The 18949-nt window shown below is 64.7% G+C and carries 18 protein-coding genes and 1 tRNA gene; 13 read left to right on the forward strand and 6 right to left on the reverse strand.

Going from position 1 to position 18949, the window contains the following annotated elements; genetic code table 11:
- Positions 1-488 precede the first annotated feature (488 nt).
- Positions 489-2429 (forward strand): UvrD-helicase domain-containing protein, encoded by a 1941-nt coding sequence (locus FHR73_RS06925; protein ID WP_183630216.1) that lies wholly within the window; start codon positions 489-491, stop codon positions 2427-2429.
- Positions 2430-2515: 86 nt separating this feature from the next.
- Here the strand turns inward: FHR73_RS06925 and FHR73_RS06930 are convergent, their stop codons facing one another.
- Positions 2516-3400 carry a LysR family transcriptional regulator gene (locus FHR73_RS06930; RefSeq protein WP_183630217.1) on the reverse strand — a complete coding sequence of 295 codons (885 nt, stop codon included), beginning with the start codon at positions 3398-3400 and terminating at the stop codon, positions 2516-2518.
- Positions 3401-3500: 100 nt separating this feature from the next.
- Here FHR73_RS06930 and FHR73_RS06935 point away from each other — a divergent pair, with 100 nt between their 5' ends.
- Entirely contained in the window at positions 3501-3899 is a 399-nt protein-coding gene (locus FHR73_RS06935; protein WP_183630218.1) for a tautomerase family protein, read from the forward strand.
- Positions 3900-3948: 49 nt separating this feature from the next.
- On the opposite strand, the gene FHR73_RS06940 is transcribed toward FHR73_RS06935, so the two are convergent.
- The 4 genes from FHR73_RS06940 to FHR73_RS06955 all read right to left on the reverse strand — a co-directional run bounded on the left by FHR73_RS06940 (position 3949) and on the right by FHR73_RS06955 (position 8489).
- The gene (locus FHR73_RS06940) at positions 3949-5124 is read right to left on the reverse strand and encodes an L-rhamnonate dehydratase (RefSeq protein WP_183630219.1); all 1176 of its coding nucleotides are present in this window, start codon (positions 5122-5124) and stop codon (positions 3949-3951) included.
- A gap of 92 nt (positions 5125-5216) precedes the next feature.
- On the reverse strand, positions 5217-6230 hold the full coding sequence (locus FHR73_RS06945; RefSeq protein WP_183630220.1) for a 4-hydroxythreonine-4-phosphate dehydrogenase PdxA: 1014 nt from the start codon (positions 6228-6230) through the stop codon (positions 5217-5219).
- Positions 6227-7177 (reverse strand): amidohydrolase, encoded by a 951-nt coding sequence (locus FHR73_RS06950; protein ID WP_183630221.1) that lies wholly within the window; start codon positions 7175-7177, stop codon positions 6227-6229. Before FHR73_RS06950 ends, FHR73_RS06945 begins: the two co-directional genes overlap by 4 nt.
- Entirely contained in the window at positions 7170-8489 is a 1320-nt protein-coding gene (locus tag FHR73_RS06955; RefSeq protein ID WP_183630222.1) for an MFS transporter, read from the reverse strand. The genes FHR73_RS06950 and FHR73_RS06955 overlap by 8 nt, the downstream gene beginning before the upstream one ends.
- A gap of 292 nt (positions 8490-8781) precedes the next feature.
- Here FHR73_RS06955 and FHR73_RS06960 point away from each other — a divergent pair, with 292 nt between their 5' ends.
- From FHR73_RS06960 to FHR73_RS07010, 11 genes are all read left to right on the forward strand, one after another.
- Positions 8782-9780: a tripartite tricarboxylate transporter substrate binding protein gene (locus FHR73_RS06960; protein WP_183630223.1), complete on the forward strand. Its 999-nt coding sequence runs from the start codon at positions 8782-8784 to the stop codon at positions 9778-9780.
- 28 nt (positions 9781-9808) lie between these two features.
- Positions 9809-10327, forward strand: coding sequence for a tripartite tricarboxylate transporter TctB family protein (locus FHR73_RS06965; protein WP_027597824.1), 519 nt, complete (start codon positions 9809-9811; stop codon positions 10325-10327).
- The gene (locus tag FHR73_RS06970; RefSeq protein WP_183630224.1) at positions 10324-11844 is read left to right on the forward strand and encodes a tripartite tricarboxylate transporter permease; all 1521 of its coding nucleotides are present in this window, start codon (positions 10324-10326) and stop codon (positions 11842-11844) included. The genes FHR73_RS06965 and FHR73_RS06970 overlap by 4 nt, the downstream gene beginning before the upstream one ends.
- 92 nt (positions 11845-11936) lie before the next feature.
- Positions 11937-12908, forward strand: a complete 972-nt coding sequence (locus FHR73_RS06975) for a LysR family transcriptional regulator (RefSeq protein WP_183630225.1) — start codon at positions 11937-11939, stop codon at positions 12906-12908.
- A gap of 127 nt (positions 12909-13035) precedes the next feature.
- Complete coding sequence (locus FHR73_RS06980; protein WP_183630226.1) at positions 13036-13770, forward strand: SDR family NAD(P)-dependent oxidoreductase; 735 nt, start codon at positions 13036-13038, stop codon at positions 13768-13770.
- A gap of 198 nt (positions 13771-13968) precedes the next feature.
- A complete protein-coding gene (gene zigA, locus FHR73_RS06985) occupies positions 13969-15204 on the forward strand; it encodes a zinc metallochaperone GTPase ZigA (RefSeq protein ID WP_183631516.1) in 1236 nt (411 codons plus the stop codon).
- 14 nt (positions 15205-15218) lie between these two features.
- Positions 15219-16124, forward strand: a complete 906-nt coding sequence (gene folE2, locus FHR73_RS06990; RefSeq protein WP_183630227.1) for a GTP cyclohydrolase FolE2 — start codon at positions 15219-15221, stop codon at positions 16122-16124.
- A 113-nt stretch (positions 16125-16237) separates the two neighbouring features.
- The gene (locus FHR73_RS06995; protein WP_183630228.1) at positions 16238-16501 is read left to right on the forward strand and encodes a hypothetical protein; all 264 of its coding nucleotides are present in this window, start codon (positions 16238-16240) and stop codon (positions 16499-16501) included.
- A 255-nt stretch (positions 16502-16756) separates the two neighbouring features.
- Positions 16757-17338, forward strand: coding sequence for a hypothetical protein (locus tag FHR73_RS07000; protein ID WP_183630229.1), 582 nt, complete (start codon positions 16757-16759; stop codon positions 17336-17338).
- A 310-nt stretch (positions 17339-17648) separates the two neighbouring features.
- On the forward strand, positions 17649-17798 hold the full coding sequence (locus tag FHR73_RS07005) for a hypothetical protein (RefSeq protein WP_183630230.1): 150 nt from the start codon (positions 17649-17651) through the stop codon (positions 17796-17798).
- 302 nt (positions 17799-18100) lie between these two features.
- Positions 18101-18322 carry a hypothetical protein gene (locus FHR73_RS07010; RefSeq protein WP_183630231.1) on the forward strand — a complete coding sequence of 74 codons (222 nt, stop codon included), beginning with the start codon at positions 18101-18103 and terminating at the stop codon, positions 18320-18322.
- Between the two features lie 446 nt (positions 18323-18768).
- Here FHR73_RS07010 and FHR73_RS07015 read toward each other — a convergent pair.
- Positions 18769-18856, reverse strand: a tRNA-Ser gene (locus tag FHR73_RS07015).
- Positions 18857-18949 lie beyond the last annotated feature (93 nt).

The following is an 18949-nucleotide window of genomic DNA, read 5'->3' on the forward strand; positions in this document are numbered from 1 at the left end:
TTATCTCACAAGCACCCACACGAATTGCTTGATTCAACTTGTTAAAGAGCAGTTGGTTGCGACCGTGTCGCTAACCGAGGCGCGCATTCTACGCTGCCCTCACATCCTGTCAAGCGTTGATTTGAACTTTTTCGTTTCAACTCAACCACTTGCGCTTGCCTGACTGGTCTAACCAATCTCGGCAGCGGGAGGCGAATCCTACAGCATCCTAGGACGCTGTCAACCCCCTCCGCTTCATCTCGTCATCACCCGGAGGTGAAGACCACATGGCGAGGAATCCGTGGACCCCTCGCCCGACTCAGACCTAAGTGCTTGATTTTCAAGCCCCTTCAGCATCTGCGCCGGAAGTGGGGCGCATTATAGGGGAGTTTCAGGACAGGTCAACAGGTTATTTCAAGAAACTTTCGCCAACGTCCAAAAAGGCCAGCAGAGGGCGAGCTGTCACCTGTGCAAGGTAAGATGCGGGCAGACGATGTTTCGAGGATTGCATGACTTCCATCCTGGCGCGCTACCGACAACAGCTGAGAAATACCCTTGGCGACTGGTTTCCCCGCACCACGCTCTTCCTTAAAGGAGAGCCACCTATAAAGGGAGAAACCAAGCCAGGCAGCCGCAAGAAGGCAGAGCCGGCCCAGGCCCGCAAGCGCCAGGCCGAGCCGAAGGCCACCGGCAAGGGGGCCGAGAGGGAGCAATCTACCGTCCAGCCCTCCGCGGCTACCCCCTCCCCCACCGCCCTTTATGGTCCCGCCTTCACAGTCAAGCGCTCGCAGGAGCAGCGGATGAAGATGCGCGTCGAGCAGGCCGTTGCCCAGGGCATCATCCAGCCACCGTCGGCGGAACAATGGAAGATGATCCTGGCTCGCGCCCCGGCGACGCGAATCTTCGCGGGTGCCGGCTCGGGCAAGACCACCACACTGGTACTGCGAGTGGTGTTCATGCTGTGCCACCTCGAGCTCCCGCGCGAGCAACTGACCGTCATCTCCTTTACCAAGGCTTCCTGCGAAGAGTTGCGCGCGCAGCTCAAACGCGTCCTGGCCTTCTGGGAGGCTCCGCTGGATGACGAGGCGGCACGCGAGCTGGTAAGAACCTTTCACTCGGCCCTGGCACAACTGGCGCGCGCAGAGCTGAGAGTGACGCAGTGGTTCGAGCAGTTGTCCACCCAATCCAGAAGTGAGGATGAACCGGACAACGGCATGCTGGCTGGCGCCACCCTGAACGAGGGTCAACGGCAGTTCCTGATACAGGCCTATGAGAATTGCTACCGCGAAGACGCCGGCTTTCGTCGTCGGGTCCATCTGTTGCTGGAACTGGCGGCGCCCAACGAGGAAGAGCCACCCGGGGTACCGCCCTTGCAGCCCTTCGTCCTCAATGGCGAACGTCAACCGCAACCTCTGCCAGACCTCTTCTATGGCCAGGCCTCCTTCGCCGAGACCCTGGGGCTGCGGATCGGCTTTATAAAGAGCAGCCAGCTGGAATGCTCGACGCGGGACCGAATCTTCTTGGAGGCCATGCAGCAGTTCTGGCGACACTTCGGCAAGTTGTTGAAGGAACAACGGCTGATCACCTTCAATAGCGCCTTTGCCGTGCTGACGGATCGCCTGGAAAAGAAGCCCAGTCGCGCCCTGATTGCCCGCCTGCAACCCTTCACCCATCTGCTGATCGATGAATTCCAGGACATCTCGCCGCAGATCGCCCTCTGGCTGCAGCAGGTACAGCGCCGGCTCACCGAGGAGAAAGCCACGCCTTCCCTGATGGCCATCGGTGACGACTGGCAATCCATCTATGGCTGGCGGGGCAGCTCGCCGGAGCTGTTCATTCACTTCGATCGCTGGTTTCCAGGCCAGACGCCCAGCCAGACGCTGATGCTGGGAACCAACTACCGTTCTTCACCGGACATCGTGGCTGATGGTGAACGCATCCTGACCCAGGTGCGCCACAAACAGCCCAAGAAAACCCAGGCCTTCCGCGTGGCGGATGACCAGGGGCACGGGGTCAAGGTCGTGCCGCAATTCGATATCGCTCGCCAGTTGGCCTCTCTGTTAGGTGAAATCGAAGCACAGCGAAGCTATGCAGCAGAACGCGAGCGACCGGAGCGGTGCGCGGTCATGGTGATGAGTCGTCTGAACGCGCCCTTGAAAGCCATCAACGAGCAGCTGGGCCGTCAGCCCGGGGTGCGGACCTGCACCATTCACCGAGCCAAGGGCCTGCAGGCCGAGGTGGCGATCGTGCTGGACGACGGCCAGCCTCAGCAGCCCCATCCGCTGCGCAACGCCCTCTATGCCGCCAGCGGGCATTTTCAGCAGAGCTACGACGCTGCCATGGCCGACGAAGCGCTGCGCCTGAGCTATGTGGCGGTGACCCGTGGGGTCAGCCGGGTGCTGTGGTACACCCGGCAGCCACGGGGTGCGGCGGCGATATTGGCAGGCTGATCAAGCTATCGGTAAGGGGTGCGTCGTCTCGTACCACAAATGAGTGGACGTGCCACCATAACGATAGGAGAGTCGCCACCCTGTTCTTAGCCGCGCAGACTCGAAGCAATCGTCTCGCTCAATCCCTGCAGACGTCGCGACTGCACGGACTGGTCCTCGTATCGAGAATGCAAGAGCAGAAAACGTGCCGAGGGCAACGCCGGGAGGGCGTCTTGGTCGAGCATCCGCAGCCCCTGTCCGGCAACTGCGGAAGCATTCAGGCAGGCAATGCCGAGTCCGGCCGTTAGCGCTGCCTGCAGACCTGCTACGCCAGAAGCGATATGGCTGACGACATAGGGGATGCCTGCGGCCTGCAGACGGCTGCACGCCAATCGATGCAGGGAGCAACCCTCAGGCAACAGGGCCAGGGACAGAGGTCGCCCTCGCTGCAACGTATCTGCATCCAAGGCGCCTACCCAGATCAGTGGCTCCTGGTGCAGGGGACTGATTTTCACCCTGGGTGCAGTCTTCCGCTCGGCCTCAAGGCTCATAACGATGGCAAGATCCAGCTCGCCCTGGCGCTGAGCCATTTCGAGCTCATCGCTCCTGCCGATGCGGGTACGCAGACGGAGCCCGGGCAGTTGTTGATGCAGGCGTGCCAGCAGCCGCGCCAGATCAGCTGGACGAAAATAGTCGGTCACGCCGAGGCAGGCTTCTCCTTCAAGAGGAATCTGGTGGAGATCGCGCCAGGCCGCATCGGCCATCGCCAATAGCGGTCTGGCATGAGCCAGCAACCGCTCCCCTGCGGCCGTTGGTCTTACTCCGGTTTTGCTGCGAGTCAACAGGGTATGGCCAGCGCGCTCTTCCAGCTTGCGCAGTTGTTCGCTGAGCGCTGACTGCGATAGACAGCGCAGCGGTACTGCTGCGGATAGGCTGCCGGCGTCAACGGCCGTAACCAGGGTACGGAGCTGTTCAAGATCGAAGCCAGCCATAAGTATCCATTCCAAAATACGATGGATGCCATCTTAACTTCCTGCTTTTCCGTTGCAAGGAAGAACTGCACAGTGGCTCCTCCAACCCAGGAGAACTGCCATGCCCCACATTACACTTCAGCTATCTGGTGAGCGCGATGAGACCCTCGGTCAACGAGCGGTACTGCTGATCAATGACCTGATCAAAGAGTGCCTGGGCAAACGCCCGGAAGACATGGCCACTACCCTTCACTATGTTCCTGACTCGGACTGGTTTCTTGGTGGGCAGTCGCTGGCGACGCTTGGCGGCAGCGCCTTTCACCTCGACATCAGCATCACCGACGAGACGAATACCAAGGGCGAAAAGGCGCGTTTCCTCCATGAAGTCCAGGCGGCCATGGCGACGCTCAGGCCCGACCTTCACGGCCTCTGCTATGTACATCTGATCGACGCGCGCGCGGCGGCCTATGGGTTCGGCGGCCGGAGTCAGGAATGGCGACACCAGCAAGCGGGAGTCTGATTCCGCAGCTGGCTGCCGCCCCCAACTAGAGCGGCAGCCAATCCGGTTGCTACTCGATCACATCGAAATCCTTGAGGTGCTCTTCGGACAGCTCCAGGCCCAGGCCGGGCTTGTCGTCGTCCAGTTGCAGGTAGCCACCAACCGGCTGGGGTTCGCCCTTGAAGACGTAGTAGAAGAGTTCGTTGCCCACCTCCACGTCGAACACCGGGAAGAACTCGGCCATGGGCGAGGCGGTGCTGGCCATGGTCAGGTGGTAGTTGTGCATCTGGCCGGCGTGGGGGATGACCGGCACCGACCAGGCTTCGGCCAGGGCGTTGATCTTGCGCGCGGCGGTAATGCCGCCCACACGGTTGGTGTCGTACTGGATGACGTCCACGGCGCGGCGTTCGAGCAGGTCCTTGAAGCCGTAGGAGGTGAATTCGTGCTCGCCGCCGGAGATGGGCATGATGCCCATCTTCTTGAGTTCGACGTAGCCTTCGATGTCATCGGCGATGACCGGCTCCTCCAGCCAGCGCGGTTCGAATTCGGCCAGCTTGGGCAGCATGCGGCGGGCGTATTCCAGGGTCCAGCCCATATAGCACTCCAGCATGATGTCGACGTCGGGGCCGGCTAGTTCGCGCAGCGCGCGCACCTGCTCGAGGTTGCGTCTCATGCCGGCGGGGCCGTCCTTGGGCCCGTAGCCGAATCTCATCTTGAGGGCGTCGAAGCCCTGGTTGAGATAGCCCTTGGCCTCTTCCAGGAACAGGTCGAGGTTGTCGTTGGCGTAGAGCTTGGAGGCGTAGCAGGGGATCTTTTCCTTGGTACGACCACCCAGCAGCTTGAACACCGGCTTGTCTACCGCCTTGCCCATCAGGTCCCAGAGCGCCAGGTCGACGGCGGAGATGGCGGCCATGCCGATGCCCTTGCGACCCCAGGCGTGGGTGCGGCGATACATCTTCTGCCAGAGGTATTCGTTGTCGAACGGATCCTGGCCCATGACGATGGGGGTCAGGTAGAGGTCGATGATCTCCTTGGCCACCCGCGGCGCCAGGGCGCAGTTGCCGAGCCCGACCAGGCCGCTGTCGGTTTCGATCTCCACCACCAGCCAGCCGTGGAAGCGGAAGGAGCCCATGGCGTCGCCGCGCTCATAGAGGATGTCGGTGGCATTGGTGCAGAAGTGCGCCTGGGGCGGGACGACCTTGCCTTTCCATTCGAAGACGCGGGTACGGACGCTGGTGATTTTCATCGGACTTTCCTTTTTTCGAGCATGAGTCAGGCCGACCGGCTCGACGAGCCGGTTCGGCGGATTCGGGAGACGCCTCGGCGCCTCGGCAGCTATCAGTGGCGGGACGCGCCCAGGCGACAGGCGATTTCGAAGGCCTGGCGGGTCGCGCCGACATTAGCGCGGCCCTGGCCGGCGATGTCGAAGGCGGTGCCGTGGGCAGGCGTGGCGATGGGAATGGGCAAGCCGCCCTGCACCGTGACGCCGCGGGAGAAGCCCATCAGCTTGATCGCGATCTGCCCCTGGTCGTGGTACATGGTCACCACGGCATCGAAGGCGCGGTCATCGCCCTGCACCTTGAGAAAGATGGTGTCCGCCGGATAGGGGCCGTCGGCGGCGATGCCCAGCGTCCTGGCGCGCTCTACAGCTGGACCGATGAGGTCGATCTCCTCGCGGCCGAAGCTGCCGTTGTCGCCATTGTGCGGATTGAGCCCGCAGACGCCGATACGCGGTCGGGCCAGGCCGCTGCGCCTGAGTTCATTGTCGATCAGCTGGATGGCTTCGATCACCCGCTCCTGGCTGAGCAGGCCGGGGACGTCCTTGAGCGCGACGTGGGAGGTCACCCGCGAGGTCCAGAGATCGTCGAGTACGTTGAATTCGCAGAATGGCCCCTGGTAGCCCAGGTGCTCGGCGAACCAGTGCAGCTCGTCGTTATGGCCCATGCCCGCCAGGTGCAGGGAGGTCTTGTTGAGCGGACCGAAGAGGATGGCGTCGGTGTGGCCGGCCCGGGTCAGGTCGAGGGCGACGGCCAGGGTGTCCAGGCTGTAGCGACCACCGATGACGCTGGCCTCGCTGCGGGGGAAGGCGCCTTCGGCAGCGCCACGGTAGGGATACAGCAGGGGTATGTCGTCCTGGAAAGCGAGGGCATCCAGGCTGTCGATGCGGCGATAGGGGTATTCGCAACCGGCGATGCGCATGCCGGTGCGCGCCTCGTCCTCGTCGGCGATCAGCACCAGGCGGGCGCGGCTGCGTACCTCGGGATCGGCCAGCAAGCGGGCGATCAGTTCCGGACCGATGCCGGCCGGGTCACCCAGCACCAGGGCCAGGCGGGGAAGCGGAGAAGTGCTCATGCGGAAGTCCTCAGGTAGGTGTCCAGGCGGATGGCGTCGGCCACCGGGCGATACAGGCGCTGGGCGGTGTCGTGGAAGAGCTGGCGCTGCGCCGCAGCAGGCAGGTCGGCCACCAGGCGCTTGAAGCCGCCGATGATGGTGTCGTAGCTGCCGCACAGGCGGTCGACGGGAAAGTTGCTGGCGAACATGGCCCGCTCGGGACCGAAGACGGCAATGGCCTCGCGGACGATCCAGGCGTTGTCGTCGGCGCGCCAGGGCTGGCCGGCGAGGCCCAGGCCGGAGATCTTTAGCGCCACGTTGGGCCATTCGGCGAGTCGGGCCAGGGCCGCGCGCCAGGCGGCCAGACCTTCGGCGCTGCGATCGGACGGCAGCCCCGTGTGGTTGAGGATCAGCTGGGTGGCCGGGAAATCCCGCGCCAGGCGACAGGCTTCGTCGAGGTTCCACCAGGGGGTCTGCAGATCGAAGTGCAGGCCGTGGCGCTGCAACTCGGCATAGCCCTGGCGCCAGCGGTCGTCGCTCATCAGGGTGTGCCGGCTACCCACCTCTTCGGGACGGGCCGGGCCAGCGGGCTTGTGTCTGACGCTGCGCACCCGCTCGAAGGCGGCCTGGGCGGCGAGCAGCTCGGCGGCGTCTTCGGCATCCAGCCAGGCCTGGGCGACCACCGCATTGGGCACGCCATGGCGGCGCGCCAGGTCGTGAATGTAGCGGGTCTCGCCCAGGGGATCGCGAGGATCCCACTCGGTCTCGACATAGACGGTCTGGACCACGTCGTGGCCCTGGGCATCGGCGAAATAGTCCGCCGGCAGGTAGTCACCCTTGATGGCGCGATAGTCGCCATAGCGGAAGGGAATGGACTCGTCGCCGGACAGCCAGGGGTGGAAGTTGCGCCCGGGCTCCCAGAAGTGGTGATGGGCATCGACGATGGGGCCGCTGTAGAGCTCAGCCATGGGTCACCTCCTGGGTATCGAGGGCGATCAGCAGGGTGCCGAGGATGAACAGGCCGGAGCAGAGGGCGAAGAAGCCCAGCACCGCCGGGTAGCCACCCAGGTGCTGCAGCAGCAGGCCGACCAGGATGGGCACGGCGATGCCGCCGAGGCTGCCGGCCAGGTTCATCACCCCACCGATCAGGCCGACGCGTGCCGGCGCCGCCAGCAGCGCCGGGAAGCTCCAGTAGAGGCTGCCCCACATGAGGAAGAAGGCGGTGAGCGATAGCAGCGCCACGGCGGCATAGGGATCGGTCAGCCGCGGCAGCAGCAGGAAGGCCGCCAGGGCCACCAGACCGGAGCAGGACAGCAGTCCCTTGGCGGCGAGGCCACGACGCACGCCCTTGCGCACCAGCAGGTCGCAGAGGAAGCCACCGACCAGGGAGCCGGCCGCCCCGCAGAGGAAGATGACGAAGGTGGCGGCGCCTATGCCCTTGATGTCGAAGCCGCGGGCCTGGGCCAGGTAGCTGGGCCCCCAGGTCAGCAGGCCGAAGAAGACCATGGCCCAACTGGCGCGACCGATGAGGATGCCGGCCAGGGAGCGGCGGGCGATGCCCAGGCCCCGGGCGCCAGCCTTGGCGGCCTGGGCCATCGAGGTGGTGCGACCTTCGTTGATGCGCGCGAGCTCGGCGGCATTGACCCCGGGGTGGGCGGCCGGGTCGTCCCTGAGATAGCGCCAGGCGAGCCAGGCCATGGCCAGGGTGGCGATACCGGCGATGAAGAAGGCGGTGCGCCAGGAACCGAAGACGGCGATCAGGTAGGCGATGAGCAGACCGCCCAGGGCCACGCCCAGTGGTCCGCCGCAATCCATCAGTACCGCGCCCCGCCCGCGTTCGCTGGAGGCCAGCCAGAGGGAATTGAGCTTGCCACCGGCCGGGAACAGCGGGGCCTCGGCAGCGCCCAGGGCGACCCGGGCGAAGATCAGCGACAGCCCGCCGGTGGCGAAGGCGGCGAGGGTCTGGAAGACGCCCCAGAGGCCGGTGGACCAGCCGATGACGCGGCGCGGGCCGTAGCGGTCGATCAGCCAGCCGCCGGGAATCTGCAGGAGCGCATAGGCCCAGAAGAAGCTGCTGAGGATCAGCCCCTGGATGGCCGGCGTCAGCTGGAATTCGCGGGCGATGGTGGGCATGGCGATGGACAGCGACACGCGGTCCACCAGGTTGATGACGGTCAGGCCGAAGATGATGGCGAAGATGCGCCAGCGGACGCGGGAGGCCTGGAGCACCGTGGGTACGGCGGCTTCGCCGAGGCGTGAGGAACGGGACGTCGAGAGCATGGCGTGGACCCCTGGGATTCTTGTTATGGGTGTTCAGCTGCCGGCTGGCGAGGTCGACTATCGGATGCGGGTCGATAACCGTCTAATCAAATCTGCGCATAGGTGTATAGCCTCAGGATATAGGTCAGCCGAGTGCGGTTGCTGCAGCCCTTCTGCCATGCGGCCAAGGACGATGTGACGTGCAAGACATAACCTGAGGCTATCGGTGCATGCCTTATTTTGAGTGGTCAGGTTTGCCCGGGGCCGCGCACACTCGGCCCACCCAAAACAACGACAAGAAAGAGGTAGTCCCATGCGCAGCACTCTCCTGCTCGCCGCCCTCCCCCTGTGCCTGGCCGCCGTGGGGGCTCCCATTGCCCAGGCTGCCTGGCAACCCGAGGGCAAGGTGGAGATCGTCGTCGCCGGCGGCCCCGGTGGCGGCACCGACCAGCTCGGCCGGCTGATCCAGTCGATCATCACCCAGCACAAGCTGCTTGATGCCAGCACCGTGGTGATGAACAAGGGCGGCGGCAATGGTGCCGAGGCCTTCCTGGAGATGAAGCTGGCCAAAGACGAGGCGGACAAGCTGGTCATCGCCACCAACAACGTCTATCTGCTGCCGCTGACCGCCAAGCTCGGCTACCAGCTCGCCGATCTCACCCCGGTGGCGGCCATCGCCGAGGATGACTTCATCCTCTGGAGCTACGCCGACGCGCCTTGGAAGGACGCCCGTGGCTACATCGATGCCATCAAGCAGGATCCGGCCGGCAAGCGCATGGGTGGCAGCCAGTCCAAGGACGTCGACCAGACGCTGACCCTGCTGCTCAATCGCACCGAGGGCACCAAGCTCACCTACATCCCCTTCAAGAGCGGCAGCGAGGCGGCGACCCAGCTGGCCGGCAAGCACATCACCTCCAACGTCAACAACCCCAGCGAAAGCCTGAGCCAGTGGCGTGGTGGGCAGGTGGTGCCGCTGTGCGTGTTCAGCCAGGCGCGCATGGCCTACACCGCCAAGGTCACAGAGACCCTGGCCTGGTCGGACGTGCCCACCTGCAAGGAGCAGGGCCTGGGCATCGACCAGTACCGCTTCCCGCGCACCGTGCTGCTACCGGGCGGCGTCAGCGACGAACAGCGCATCTTCTATGTGGAGCTGTTGCGCAAGGTCAGCCAGACGCCGGAGTTCAAGGCCTACATCGAGCGCAATGCCCTGGTGCCGACCTTCCTCGAAGGCCAGGCGCTGCAGGACTACATCGCCCAGGACACCGCCCGGGTCACCCCGGTGTTCGAGGCCGCGGGCTGGCTCAAGCGCTGATCGGCGCATCGACACAGGAGAGACGGCCATGGCCGGAGATTCCCTGATCACCACCCGCTGGGTGGAGTTGGGCCTGGCGGCCTTTACCGCCGGACTCGGAGGCATCGTGATGGTGGGCAGTCTGGAGCAGGGTATCGGCTGGGGCGATGCCGGCCCCGAGCCGGGCTACTTCCCCTTCTACATCGGCCTGCTGCTGACCCTGGCCAGCCTGGCCACGGCGCTGCAGACGCTGTGGCGCTGGCAGGCGCTGCGCACCAGCTTCGTCGAGCGCGCCGCCTTCGGCCAGGTGCTGCGGGTCTTCCTGCCGATGCTGGCCTTCGTCGTCGCCCTGCCCCTGCTGGGCCTCTATCTGACGGCCTTCCTGTTCATCGCCTGGTTCATGGCACGGGATCGCCAGCGACAAAGGCGCTATGGCGTCTGGCAGATCCTTGCCACCGCCGGCGGCGTGAGCCTGGCCAGCTATCTGATCTTCGCCCTCTGGTTCAAGGTGCCGCTGGATGCCGGGCCCCTGGCCGACCTCGCCCGCCTGTTGAGGAGCCTGTCATGAGCGAATTCGATTCCCTGATGCACGGGATGAGCCTGATCCTGTCCTTCCATCACGTCGCCCTGATGGTGATCGGCGTGCTGCTCGGCATCTTGGTCGGGGTGCTGCCCGGCCTGGGCGCGCCCAATGGCGTCGCCCTGCTGCTGCCGCTGACCTTCACCATGAGTCCGACCTCGGCCATCATCCTGCTCTCCTGCATGTACTGGGGCGCACTGTTCGGCGGCTCCATCACCTCGATCCTATTCAACATCCCGGGCGAACCCTCGTCGGTGGCCACCACCTTCGACGGCTATCCGCTGGCGCGCCAGGGCCGCGCTGGCGAAGCCCTGACCGCGGCCTTCACCTCGGCACTGCTGGGCGCCCTGGTCGGGGTGCTGCTGCTGACCTTCCTCTCCAGCCGTATCGCCGCCTTCGCCATGGAATTCAGCTCGCCGGAATTCTTCGCCGTCTACCTGCTGGCCTTCTGTACCTTCATCGGCATGAGCAAGAATCCGCCGCTGAAGACGGTGGCGGCCATGATGATCGGCTTCGCCATGGCGGCGGTGGGCATGGATACGGTGTCCGGCAATCTGCGCCTGACCTTCGACCAGCCGGCACTGCTCTCGGGCATCAGCTTCGAGGTGGCGGTGATCGGCCTGTTCGGCATCGGCGAGATCCTCTGCACCGTGGAGGAAGGCCTGGTCTTTCGTGGCGAGCAGGCGCGCATCACCCTGCGCACCGTGCTCGGTACCTGGAAACAGCTGCCTCGCTACTGGCTGACCTGGCTGCGCAGTGCCCTGGTCGGTTGCTGGATGGGCGTGACGCCAGGTGGCCCTACCGCCGCTTCCTTCATGAGCTACAGCCTGGCGCGGCGCTTTTCGAAGAACCGCGAGGGCTTCGGCAAGGGCGAGCTGGAAGGGGTGATCGCGCCGGAGACCGCCGATCACAGCGCCGGTACCAGCGCCCTGCTGCCGATGCTGACCCTGGGCATTCCCGGCTCGGCCACCGCCGCGGTGATGCTCGGCGGCCTGATGATCTGGGGCCTGCACCCCGGCCCGACGCTGTTCGCCGAACAGCACGACTTCGTCTGGAGCCTGATCGCCAGCATGTACCTGGGCAACGTGGTCAGCCTGATCGTGGTGCTGGCGACGGTGCCGCTGTTCGCCGCGATCCTGCGGATCCCCTTCTGCATCATCGCGCCGATCATCTTTACCGTCTGCGTGATCGGCGCCTACTCGGTGCACAACAGCCTGTTCGACGTCTGGCTGATGCTCGGCTTCGGCGTTCTCGGCTACGCCTTCAAGAAGCTCGGCTACCCCATCGCTCCGCTGGTGCTGGCGGCGGTGCTGGGTGACAAGGCCGAGGACGCCTTCCGCCAGTCGATGCTGTTCTCCGATGGCCAACTGGGCATCTTCTGGTCCAACCCGCTGGTGGGCAGTCTGACCACCGCGGCGCTGCTGATGCTCTGCTGGCCGTTGCTGGCGCGGGGCCTGCAGGCGCTACGCCAGGGCCAGCCGCGGGCCAAGGTACGGCCGTCGTGAACGCCCCGGCCTGGCGCGGACGCATCCCACCGACGCCAGGCCCGGGCTCATGCGCTACCCTAGCCGGCTCCCCTGCCCCAAGGTCCGCCAGCATGACGCGCATTCCCGATGCCCACACCATCCACAGCCGTCTGCGCCTGCGCCAGTTGCGGCTGGTGCTGGCGCTCGCGGAATTCGGCTCGCTGCGCCGCGCCGCCGACGACATCGGCATGACCCAGCCGGCGGCCACCAAGATGCTGCACGAGATCGAGAGCTTGCTGGGCGTGGGGCTGTTCGAGCGGCTGCCGCGCGGCATGCGCGCCACGGCCTTTGGCGAGACGGTGATCTACTACGCGCGGATGGTGTTCGCCGAACTCTCGGGCATGCGCGAAGAACTGGTCGCGTTGGAATCGGGCAATCTCGGCCGTGTCGCGGTGGGCGCCATCCCGGCGCTGGCCTCGGGGCTGCTGACGCGCACCATCGCCACCCTCAAGCAGAGCCATCCGCGGCTGTCCATGTCCATCCAGGTGGATACCAGCGACGTGCTGGTCCAGGCGCTGCTGCAGGACCAGCTGGACGTGGTCCTGGGGCGCATCCCAACCGGAGCCCGCGCAGAGGAATTGCTGTTCGACAGCCTCGGCGAAGAGGTGCTCTGCGTGATCGCCGGCGCCCAGAATCCCCTGGCCCAGGCCACCCACCTGACCTGGGGCGAATTGCAGGAACACACCTGGGTGCTGCAGCAGCATCCTAGTCCGATGAGGGCCATCATCAACCAGGCCTTCCACGATGCCCGGGTCGATATCCCCGGCAGCATCGTCGAGACCACCTCCATCATGACCCTGCTGGCGCTGGTACAACAGACCGACATGCTCGGCGTGACCCCGCTGTCGGTGGTCAACGACTACCCCGGTCGGCACCTGCTGGCGGTGCTGCCGATCGCCTTCGAGCCGCGGCTGCCGCCCTATGGATTGATCCGTCGCCGGCACCGGGTGCAGTCCTCGGCCATGCAGACCTTCATGGTGGCGGTGCGCAGCGAGCATGGGCGGCTAAGGCACGACGACGGTTCTGCGGCCAATTCCGGCTGACCGGCAGACCATCGATTGCCCCACCCAACCGGCTTGGGCATAGTGAACCGGCTTGCCAGACACCGGAGTCACCCGCCATGCCCGTCCTGTCGTCCCTCGCCCGCCCCGCTGCCTGTCGGGGTCGCCCATGACCCAGCGCACCATGCTGCTCACCGGCGCCAGCCGCGGAATCGGTCACGCCACCGTCAAGCTGTTCCGCAGCCTGGGCTGGCGTCTGCTCACCGTATCCCGCCAGCCGTTTTCCGAGGAGTGCGCCTGGCCGGAAGCCCGCGACGCGCACATCCAGGCCGATCTTGCCGATCTTTCGCAGATCGATCGCCTGGTCGCCACCGTTCGCGAACGCCTGCCCAGCGGCAAGCTGCACGCCCTGGTCAACAACGCAGGGATCTCGCCCAAGGGAACCGACGGCAGTCGCCTCGGCGTGCTGGCTTCGGATGCCGAGACCTGGACCCAGGTGCTCAACGTCAACCTGGTCTCCACCGCCCTGCTGGCCCGTGGCCTGCTGCCTGAGCTGGAAGCGGCCCAGGGCAGCATCGTCAACGTCACCTCCATCGCCGGTTCCCGGGTGCATCCCTTCGCTGGCGTGGCCTATGCCGCCTCCAAGGCGGGCCTGGCCGCTCTTACCCGCGAACTGGCCCATGAACTGGGCCCCCGTGGCATCCGCGCCAACGCCATAGCACCCGGCGAGATCGCCACCTCCATCCTCTCGCCCGGTACCGACGGTCTGGTGGAAGCCGAGGTCCCGCTCAAGCGCCTGGGCACCCCCGACGAAGTGGCCGAGACCATCTACTTCCTGTGCAGCGAACGCTCCTGCTACATCAACGGCGCCGAGATCCATATCAACGGCGGTCAGCACGTCTAGGTAGCGCCTAGGGTTGAGGGCAGCTCATCTGGATTCCTGATGCGCCGCCTGCGCCGACCTATCGGTCAGCGGAAGAGGATGCAGTGCAGGGCAGCGGCACGTCCTTAACTCAGCTAAAATGTTATGTTATAACGTGATAGCTAATCGCAGAGCTTCTCCTACAGAGATGCCCTTGCCCTAGGACCTACCCTAGCCGTGATGACCATGACGAACCAAGCCAGCCTCACCAGCAAGAAACTCCCTGTCACCGTGCTGTCCGGCTTTCTCGGCGCCGGCAAGACCACCCTGCTCAACCACATCCTCAACAACCGCGAAGGCCGGCGGGTGGCGGTCATCGTCAACGACATGTCCAAGGTCAACATCGACGCCGCCCTGGTCCGCGACGGGGGCGCCGAGCTGTCGCGCACCGAGGAGAAGCTGGTGGAGATGAGCAACGGCTGCATCTGCTGCACCCTGCGCGAAGACCTGTTGCTGGAAGTCGAACGCCTTGCCCGCGATGGCCGCTTCGATCAGCTGGTCATCGAATCCACCGGCATCTCCGAGCCGCTCCCCGTGGCCGAAACCTTCACCTTCGCCGGCGAAGACGGGCGCTGCCTCGGCGATGTCGCCCAGCTCGACACCCTGGTCACCGTGGTGGATGCCTTCAATTTCCTGTGTGACTACGCCTCCAGCGATCTGCTGGAGTCCCGCGGCGAATCCCTGGGCGAGGAAGACGAACGCACCGTGGTCGACCTGCTGATCGAGCAGATCGAATTCTGCGACGTCCTGGTGGTGAACAAGCTGGACCTCATCGAGCCGGCGGAACGCGATCGCCTGCTGGCCATCCTGCGCAGCCTCAATCCCCGCGCGCGGGTGGAGCTGGCCAGCTTTGGCGCCGTCCCCCTGGAACAGGTGCTGCAGACTGGCCTGTTCGACTTCGACGCCGCCGCCCAGGCGCCGGGCTGGTTGCAGGAACTGCGCGGCGAGCACAGCCCCGAGACCGAGGAATACGGCATCTCGAGCTTTGTCTACCAGGCGCGCCGCCCCTTCCATCCCGAGCGCTTCTTTGCCCTGGTCGAGGGAGAATGGCCCGGCGTGATCCGCTCCAAGGGCTACTTCTGGCTGGCCAGCCATCCCGCCCATGCCGGTACCTGGTCCCAGGCCGGCGCCGTGGCCCGCCATGGCGTGGCGGGGCGCTGGTGGGCCGCGGTACCCCCCGAGCAGTGGCCGGAGGATGAAGAAACCGTCGCGCTCATCAAGGAGAAATGGCACGCCGATGTCGGCGATGCCCGCCAGGAACTGGTGCTCATCGGCATGGACATGGACGAAGCCGATCTGCGCGCCCGCCTGGATGCCTGCTTGCTGACCGACGAGGAGCTCGCCGCCGGCCCCGCGGCCTGGACGCGCCTGCACAACCCCTTTAGCGACTGGCCCCAGGCCACCGATCCCCACTGAGTCGAACCCTGCCCATGAATGCCATCCTGCCCGATGTCTCCCTCAGCGAGACCGCTACCCTCCCCGCCGCCCTCGACTGGGTCGGCATGCAGGGCATCGACCTGCCGATCCGCCTCGGCCAGGGCGAACTCGACGGCCTGCTGCCAGCCAGCGCCGACGTCCAGGTCGACCTGCCCGCGGCCACCGCCAAAGGCATCCATATGTCCCGGCTCTATCAACTGCTGGATCGCCTGGGCGGCGAAGCCCTCCTGACGCCCGAGCGTCTGCGTCTGCTGCTGAGCGACATGGTCGCCAGCCACCGCAGCTGCGATTCCCGCGCCGCCCGCCTGTGGCTGGACTTCGCCCTGCTGATCCGCCGCCCCGCCCTGGTGACCGCCGAGCTAAGTGGCTGGAAACGCTATCCCGTACGCCTGGAGGCCAGCTGGGTAGCCGGCGCTTTCAAGCTCAGCGCGCGCGTCGAGATCCTCTACGCCTCCACCTGTCCCTGCTCCGCCGCCCTGTCCCGGCAACTGATCGAACGGGCCTTTCTGGCCGAACACGGGACCACCACGCAGCTCGATCCCGCCACCGTCGCCCACTGGCTGAAACGTCACGCCTCCCTGGCCACCCCGCACAGCCAGCGCAGCCTGGCCCGGGTACGGATCAGCCTGCCGGCCGGGGCAGCCGACTTCGGCTTGCTGCCCCTGATCGACCAGTGCGAACAGGCCCTGGGCACGCCGGTGCAGACCGCCGTCAAGCGCGCCGACGAACAGGCCTTCGCCGCGCTAAATGGCAGCAACCTGATGTTCGTCGAGGACGCCGCCCGCCGCCTGCTGGTCGCCCTGCGTGACAGCTACCGGGACGTGAGCCTCCAGGTGCGCCATCTGGAGAGTCTGCATCCGCACGATGCGTCCGCCTGGGCCTCCAGCTCGCGCGCTTGAACAGGGCGTCTCTGCAGCTTTCCTTTCAAAACGGCCGCTTTACCGCTTTACTGCAAACGAAGCGGTCGCTCTGGACGGCCACTCCCTCTCTCTCGATTCAGGAGCGCTTCTCGATGAAATCACGCCTTACCGCAGCAGCCATGACCGTTCTGCTGAGCGTCCTCGGCACGGGCGTCGCGCTGGCCGAAAGCCCGGTGGAAAAGAGCATCCGCCAGGACGGTCGTGACGTGAGCAAGAACGCCCGCCACGACCGCAAGGAAGTCGACAAGGGCGCGGCCCATGCCGCCGACGAAGCCGACCGCACCGATACCCACCTGGACAAGGAACGCCACCGCGAAGACAAGAAGGCGGACAAGGAATACAAGAAGACGCTGTAGCCCGGCCGGGCCGGGACAGAGCCAAGGATTGGCTTGTCCTCGAACGCTGTTCGCTCCTTTGAGGCACCGCCAGGTCGCTTGAATCTCGACCATTGGAAGGCAGGGACTGCATACCCAACTGGTGAACGCGCCAGGCGCATCTATAGCCATGTACCGAATCTCGACTACCCGCGCATTTAGTGAATTGCGTCACAATATTTTGGCATGACGGACTTGATGGCTTAGACTGCGCGCCTCTCGAAAAAGGAGTTTCGCATGAAGCCGTCTCATCTCTTGTTCATCACCTTCGCTGCGCTGCAACTGGCCGGTTGCGCCATCGGCCAGAAGATCGACTACCGCCAGACCGCCCCGCAACTCAGCGTCAAGGCCGACAAGCCGGTCGCCGTCGCGGTACTCGACGAGCGCCCCTATGTAGTCGCCCAGAACAAGGATGCCACCTACGTCGGCAACATCCGCGGTCTCTACTACAACCCCTGGAGCGTCCGCACCTACAGCGGCAGCCCCCTCTCCGTCGATCTGCAGGACGCCGTGCAAAAGGCGCTGGCTCGCGCCGCCATCACCGCCATGCCCAGCCAGGCCAGCGACCGCGCACCCCAGGGCCAGAAGCTGCTGGTGCTCAAACTGCGGGAATGGAAATCCGACGCCTACATGCGCGTCCGCTTCGACTATGACGTCATCACCCAGGTCCTCGACGACCAGGGCAAGGTCCTTGCCAGCGACGAGATCAAAGGCAGCGGCCCGACCAACAACGTCATCCTCTCGGGTACCCAGGTGCTGACCAACGCCATCGACGCACCGGCCATCGCTGCCGCCCTGGCCAAGGGCAACACGCCCTGATTGGACGCTGCCCTTTGCTATCAAAAAAGCCCGCCTCGCGCGGGCTTTTTAATGTCCACAGATGCTGGAGCAGTATCCACGGCAGACAGCCGCGTACAGCCATCGATATGAATGCCGAGGAGCCTGAGATGTTTCGGCTAAGCTGCAGGGATTCAGTGGCAAAGGCGGATCTCGGGCGAGATCGGTATCCAGCTGACTCAGCCTTATCGGCAGTCAATCAGCCCCTGTCGGCACAGAGCTCGAAAACTGCCGCCAGCTTCCAGCGCTTCAGAATCGTGGAGACCCCGTGAAATACATGACGTTAGTGGGAATGACCGTAGTACTCCTGGGCTGCAGCCACTATTCCAACAGAAGCACCCTATGCGAGCCGAATCCCCTGGCCGGCGTCGAGTGCCAGCAGCCCAAGGCGCTGAACCAGATCATCGGCGAGAAATATCGCGAGTGGCGGAAATATCAGTGAAGACCTTGGTCGCTGTCCCGGGACAGGCGTAGGGGTCGGCTGCCGCCCCGAATCCATAAACGGCACTAGTCAAAAGCTCAGCAGGAAGTGAAACGGCGATGCCGAGCGTGACCTGGCAGTGTGCCGGTCACCATGACAGTCCGGCCAGAGCATGCGGTCTGCGGCATCCCGCTGATTGGCGACGCCTTCCCGCAGCGGTGAGTGCGGTGGTTGGCTGTCTGCACTCAACAACCATCTGCACTTCTGTCACTTTCGGTTGTCAGACGTCCTCACTCGACGTCGACCCGTGCTAGGCAATCAACATGAATGCGCCTGTGAAAGAACAGAAGGTGATCAATGCGATTGCCATAGGAACCTGCGTCTCAGCAATTGTCTTGCTGTTGAGCTTCGCCGAAGCCACAATCGCGGCCAATAGCTGGGGCCCGCAGCCCGGCACCGAAACTGAAAAGGATATTTCAGTTGCGCTATCAGTTAACAAGGACAGTGACGCTCTTCGAGTCCAGGCCCCACAGCCGGATAAATAGCGTCCCGCTGAAATCCGCACTCATTCGTCCAGGGTCGCTAGCCAGCGATCAGGCCTTATTGGCGCTCACCCTGGGTGCCATGTGTATCGGGCTGGCGACCATCTTCGTGGTGGCCATGGTGGCCTGCTGACGATCGCGCATGATCAGGACCGGTAGCTTCAGCGGGTGACCGATCGGTTGCCGGTGTTCTGCACACCCAGATCTGACCGTCCTGCCTGCTGATCTCAAAAACGCATATTCCCTCGCCTCTACCAGGCTCAGCCTTCGTTCCCATGTAGGGCCAGGTTTACCGCGATGACCAGTTTCATCGGATCGAGTGCTATAGAAGGTAAGCCATCGGAGCTGTCCCGAAAGGGTTTCGGAACTCCTTTGGTTTATTTGCCAACGGCCCTTGAAATCCCACCCCGCAGACAGCAAAAAGCCCCGTAAGAACGGGGCTTCGAAGGTGGCGGAAGCGCAGAGATTCGAACTCTGGGACCCTTGCGAGTCGGCGGTTTTCAAGACCGCTGCCTTAAACCACTCGGCCACACTTCCGTAAGAGGGGCGCATAGTACCTGATGGCAACACACTGTCAAACAGTCGCAAGCGATCCTTAAGCAACATTTGCTATCTTCGGGGTCGTACGGT

The sequence above is a fragment of the Pseudomonas sp. AS2.8 genome (genome assembly GCF_014190935.1).
In the GTDB taxonomy this organism is placed as follows: Bacteria; Pseudomonadota; Gammaproteobacteria; order Pseudomonadales; family Pseudomonadaceae; genus Chryseomonas.

What these genes read in the sequence shown, in the direction of transcription:
- FHR73_RS06965 (WP_027597824.1), top strand. Translation starts at nt 9,809, where the DNA reads ATGGCCGGAGATTCCCTGATCACCACCCGCTGGGTGGAGTTGGGCCTG.
- FHR73_RS06940 (WP_183630219.1), bottom strand. Translation starts at nt 5,124, where the DNA reads ATGAAAATCACCAGCGTCCGTACCCGCGTCTTCGAATGGAAAGGCAAG.
- FHR73_RS06995 (WP_183630228.1), top strand. Translation starts at nt 16,238, where the DNA reads ATGAAATCACGCCTTACCGCAGCAGCCATGACCGTTCTGCTGAGCGTC.
- FHR73_RS06945 (WP_183630220.1), bottom strand. Translation starts at nt 6,230, where the DNA reads ATGAGCACTTCTCCGCTTCCCCGCCTGGCCCTGGTGCTGGGTGACCCG.
- zigA (WP_183631516.1), top strand. Translation starts at nt 13,969, where the DNA reads ATGACCATGACGAACCAAGCCAGCCTCACCAGCAAGAAACTCCCTGTC.
- FHR73_RS06970 (WP_183630224.1), top strand. Translation starts at nt 10,324, where the DNA reads ATGAGCGAATTCGATTCCCTGATGCACGGGATGAGCCTGATCCTGTCC.
- folE2 (WP_183630227.1), top strand. Translation starts at nt 15,219, where the DNA reads ATGAATGCCATCCTGCCCGATGTCTCCCTCAGCGAGACCGCTACCCTC.
- FHR73_RS06980 (WP_183630226.1), top strand. Translation starts at nt 13,036, where the DNA reads ATGACCCAGCGCACCATGCTGCTCACCGGCGCCAGCCGCGGAATCGGT.
- FHR73_RS07000 (WP_183630229.1), top strand. Translation starts at nt 16,757, where the DNA reads ATGAAGCCGTCTCATCTCTTGTTCATCACCTTCGCTGCGCTGCAACTG.
- FHR73_RS06950 (WP_183630221.1), bottom strand. Translation starts at nt 7,177, where the DNA reads ATGGCTGAGCTCTACAGCGGCCCCATCGTCGATGCCCATCACCACTTC.
- FHR73_RS06975 (WP_183630225.1), top strand. Translation starts at nt 11,937, where the DNA reads ATGACGCGCATTCCCGATGCCCACACCATCCACAGCCGTCTGCGCCTG.
- FHR73_RS06930 (WP_183630217.1), bottom strand. Translation starts at nt 3,400, where the DNA reads ATGGCTGGCTTCGATCTTGAACAGCTCCGTACCCTGGTTACGGCCGTT.
- FHR73_RS06960 (WP_183630223.1), top strand. Translation starts at nt 8,782, where the DNA reads ATGCGCAGCACTCTCCTGCTCGCCGCCCTCCCCCTGTGCCTGGCCGCC.
- FHR73_RS06925 (WP_183630216.1), top strand. Translation starts at nt 489, where the DNA reads ATGACTTCCATCCTGGCGCGCTACCGACAACAGCTGAGAAATACCCTT.
- FHR73_RS07010 (WP_183630231.1), top strand. Translation starts at nt 18,101, where the DNA reads ATGAATGCGCCTGTGAAAGAACAGAAGGTGATCAATGCGATTGCCATA.
- FHR73_RS06955 (WP_183630222.1), bottom strand. Translation starts at nt 8,489, where the DNA reads ATGCTCTCGACGTCCCGTTCCTCACGCCTCGGCGAAGCCGCCGTACCC.
- FHR73_RS06935 (WP_183630218.1), top strand. Translation starts at nt 3,501, where the DNA reads ATGCCCCACATTACACTTCAGCTATCTGGTGAGCGCGATGAGACCCTC.
- FHR73_RS07005 (WP_183630230.1), top strand. Translation starts at nt 17,649, where the DNA reads ATGACCGTAGTACTCCTGGGCTGCAGCCACTATTCCAACAGAAGCACC.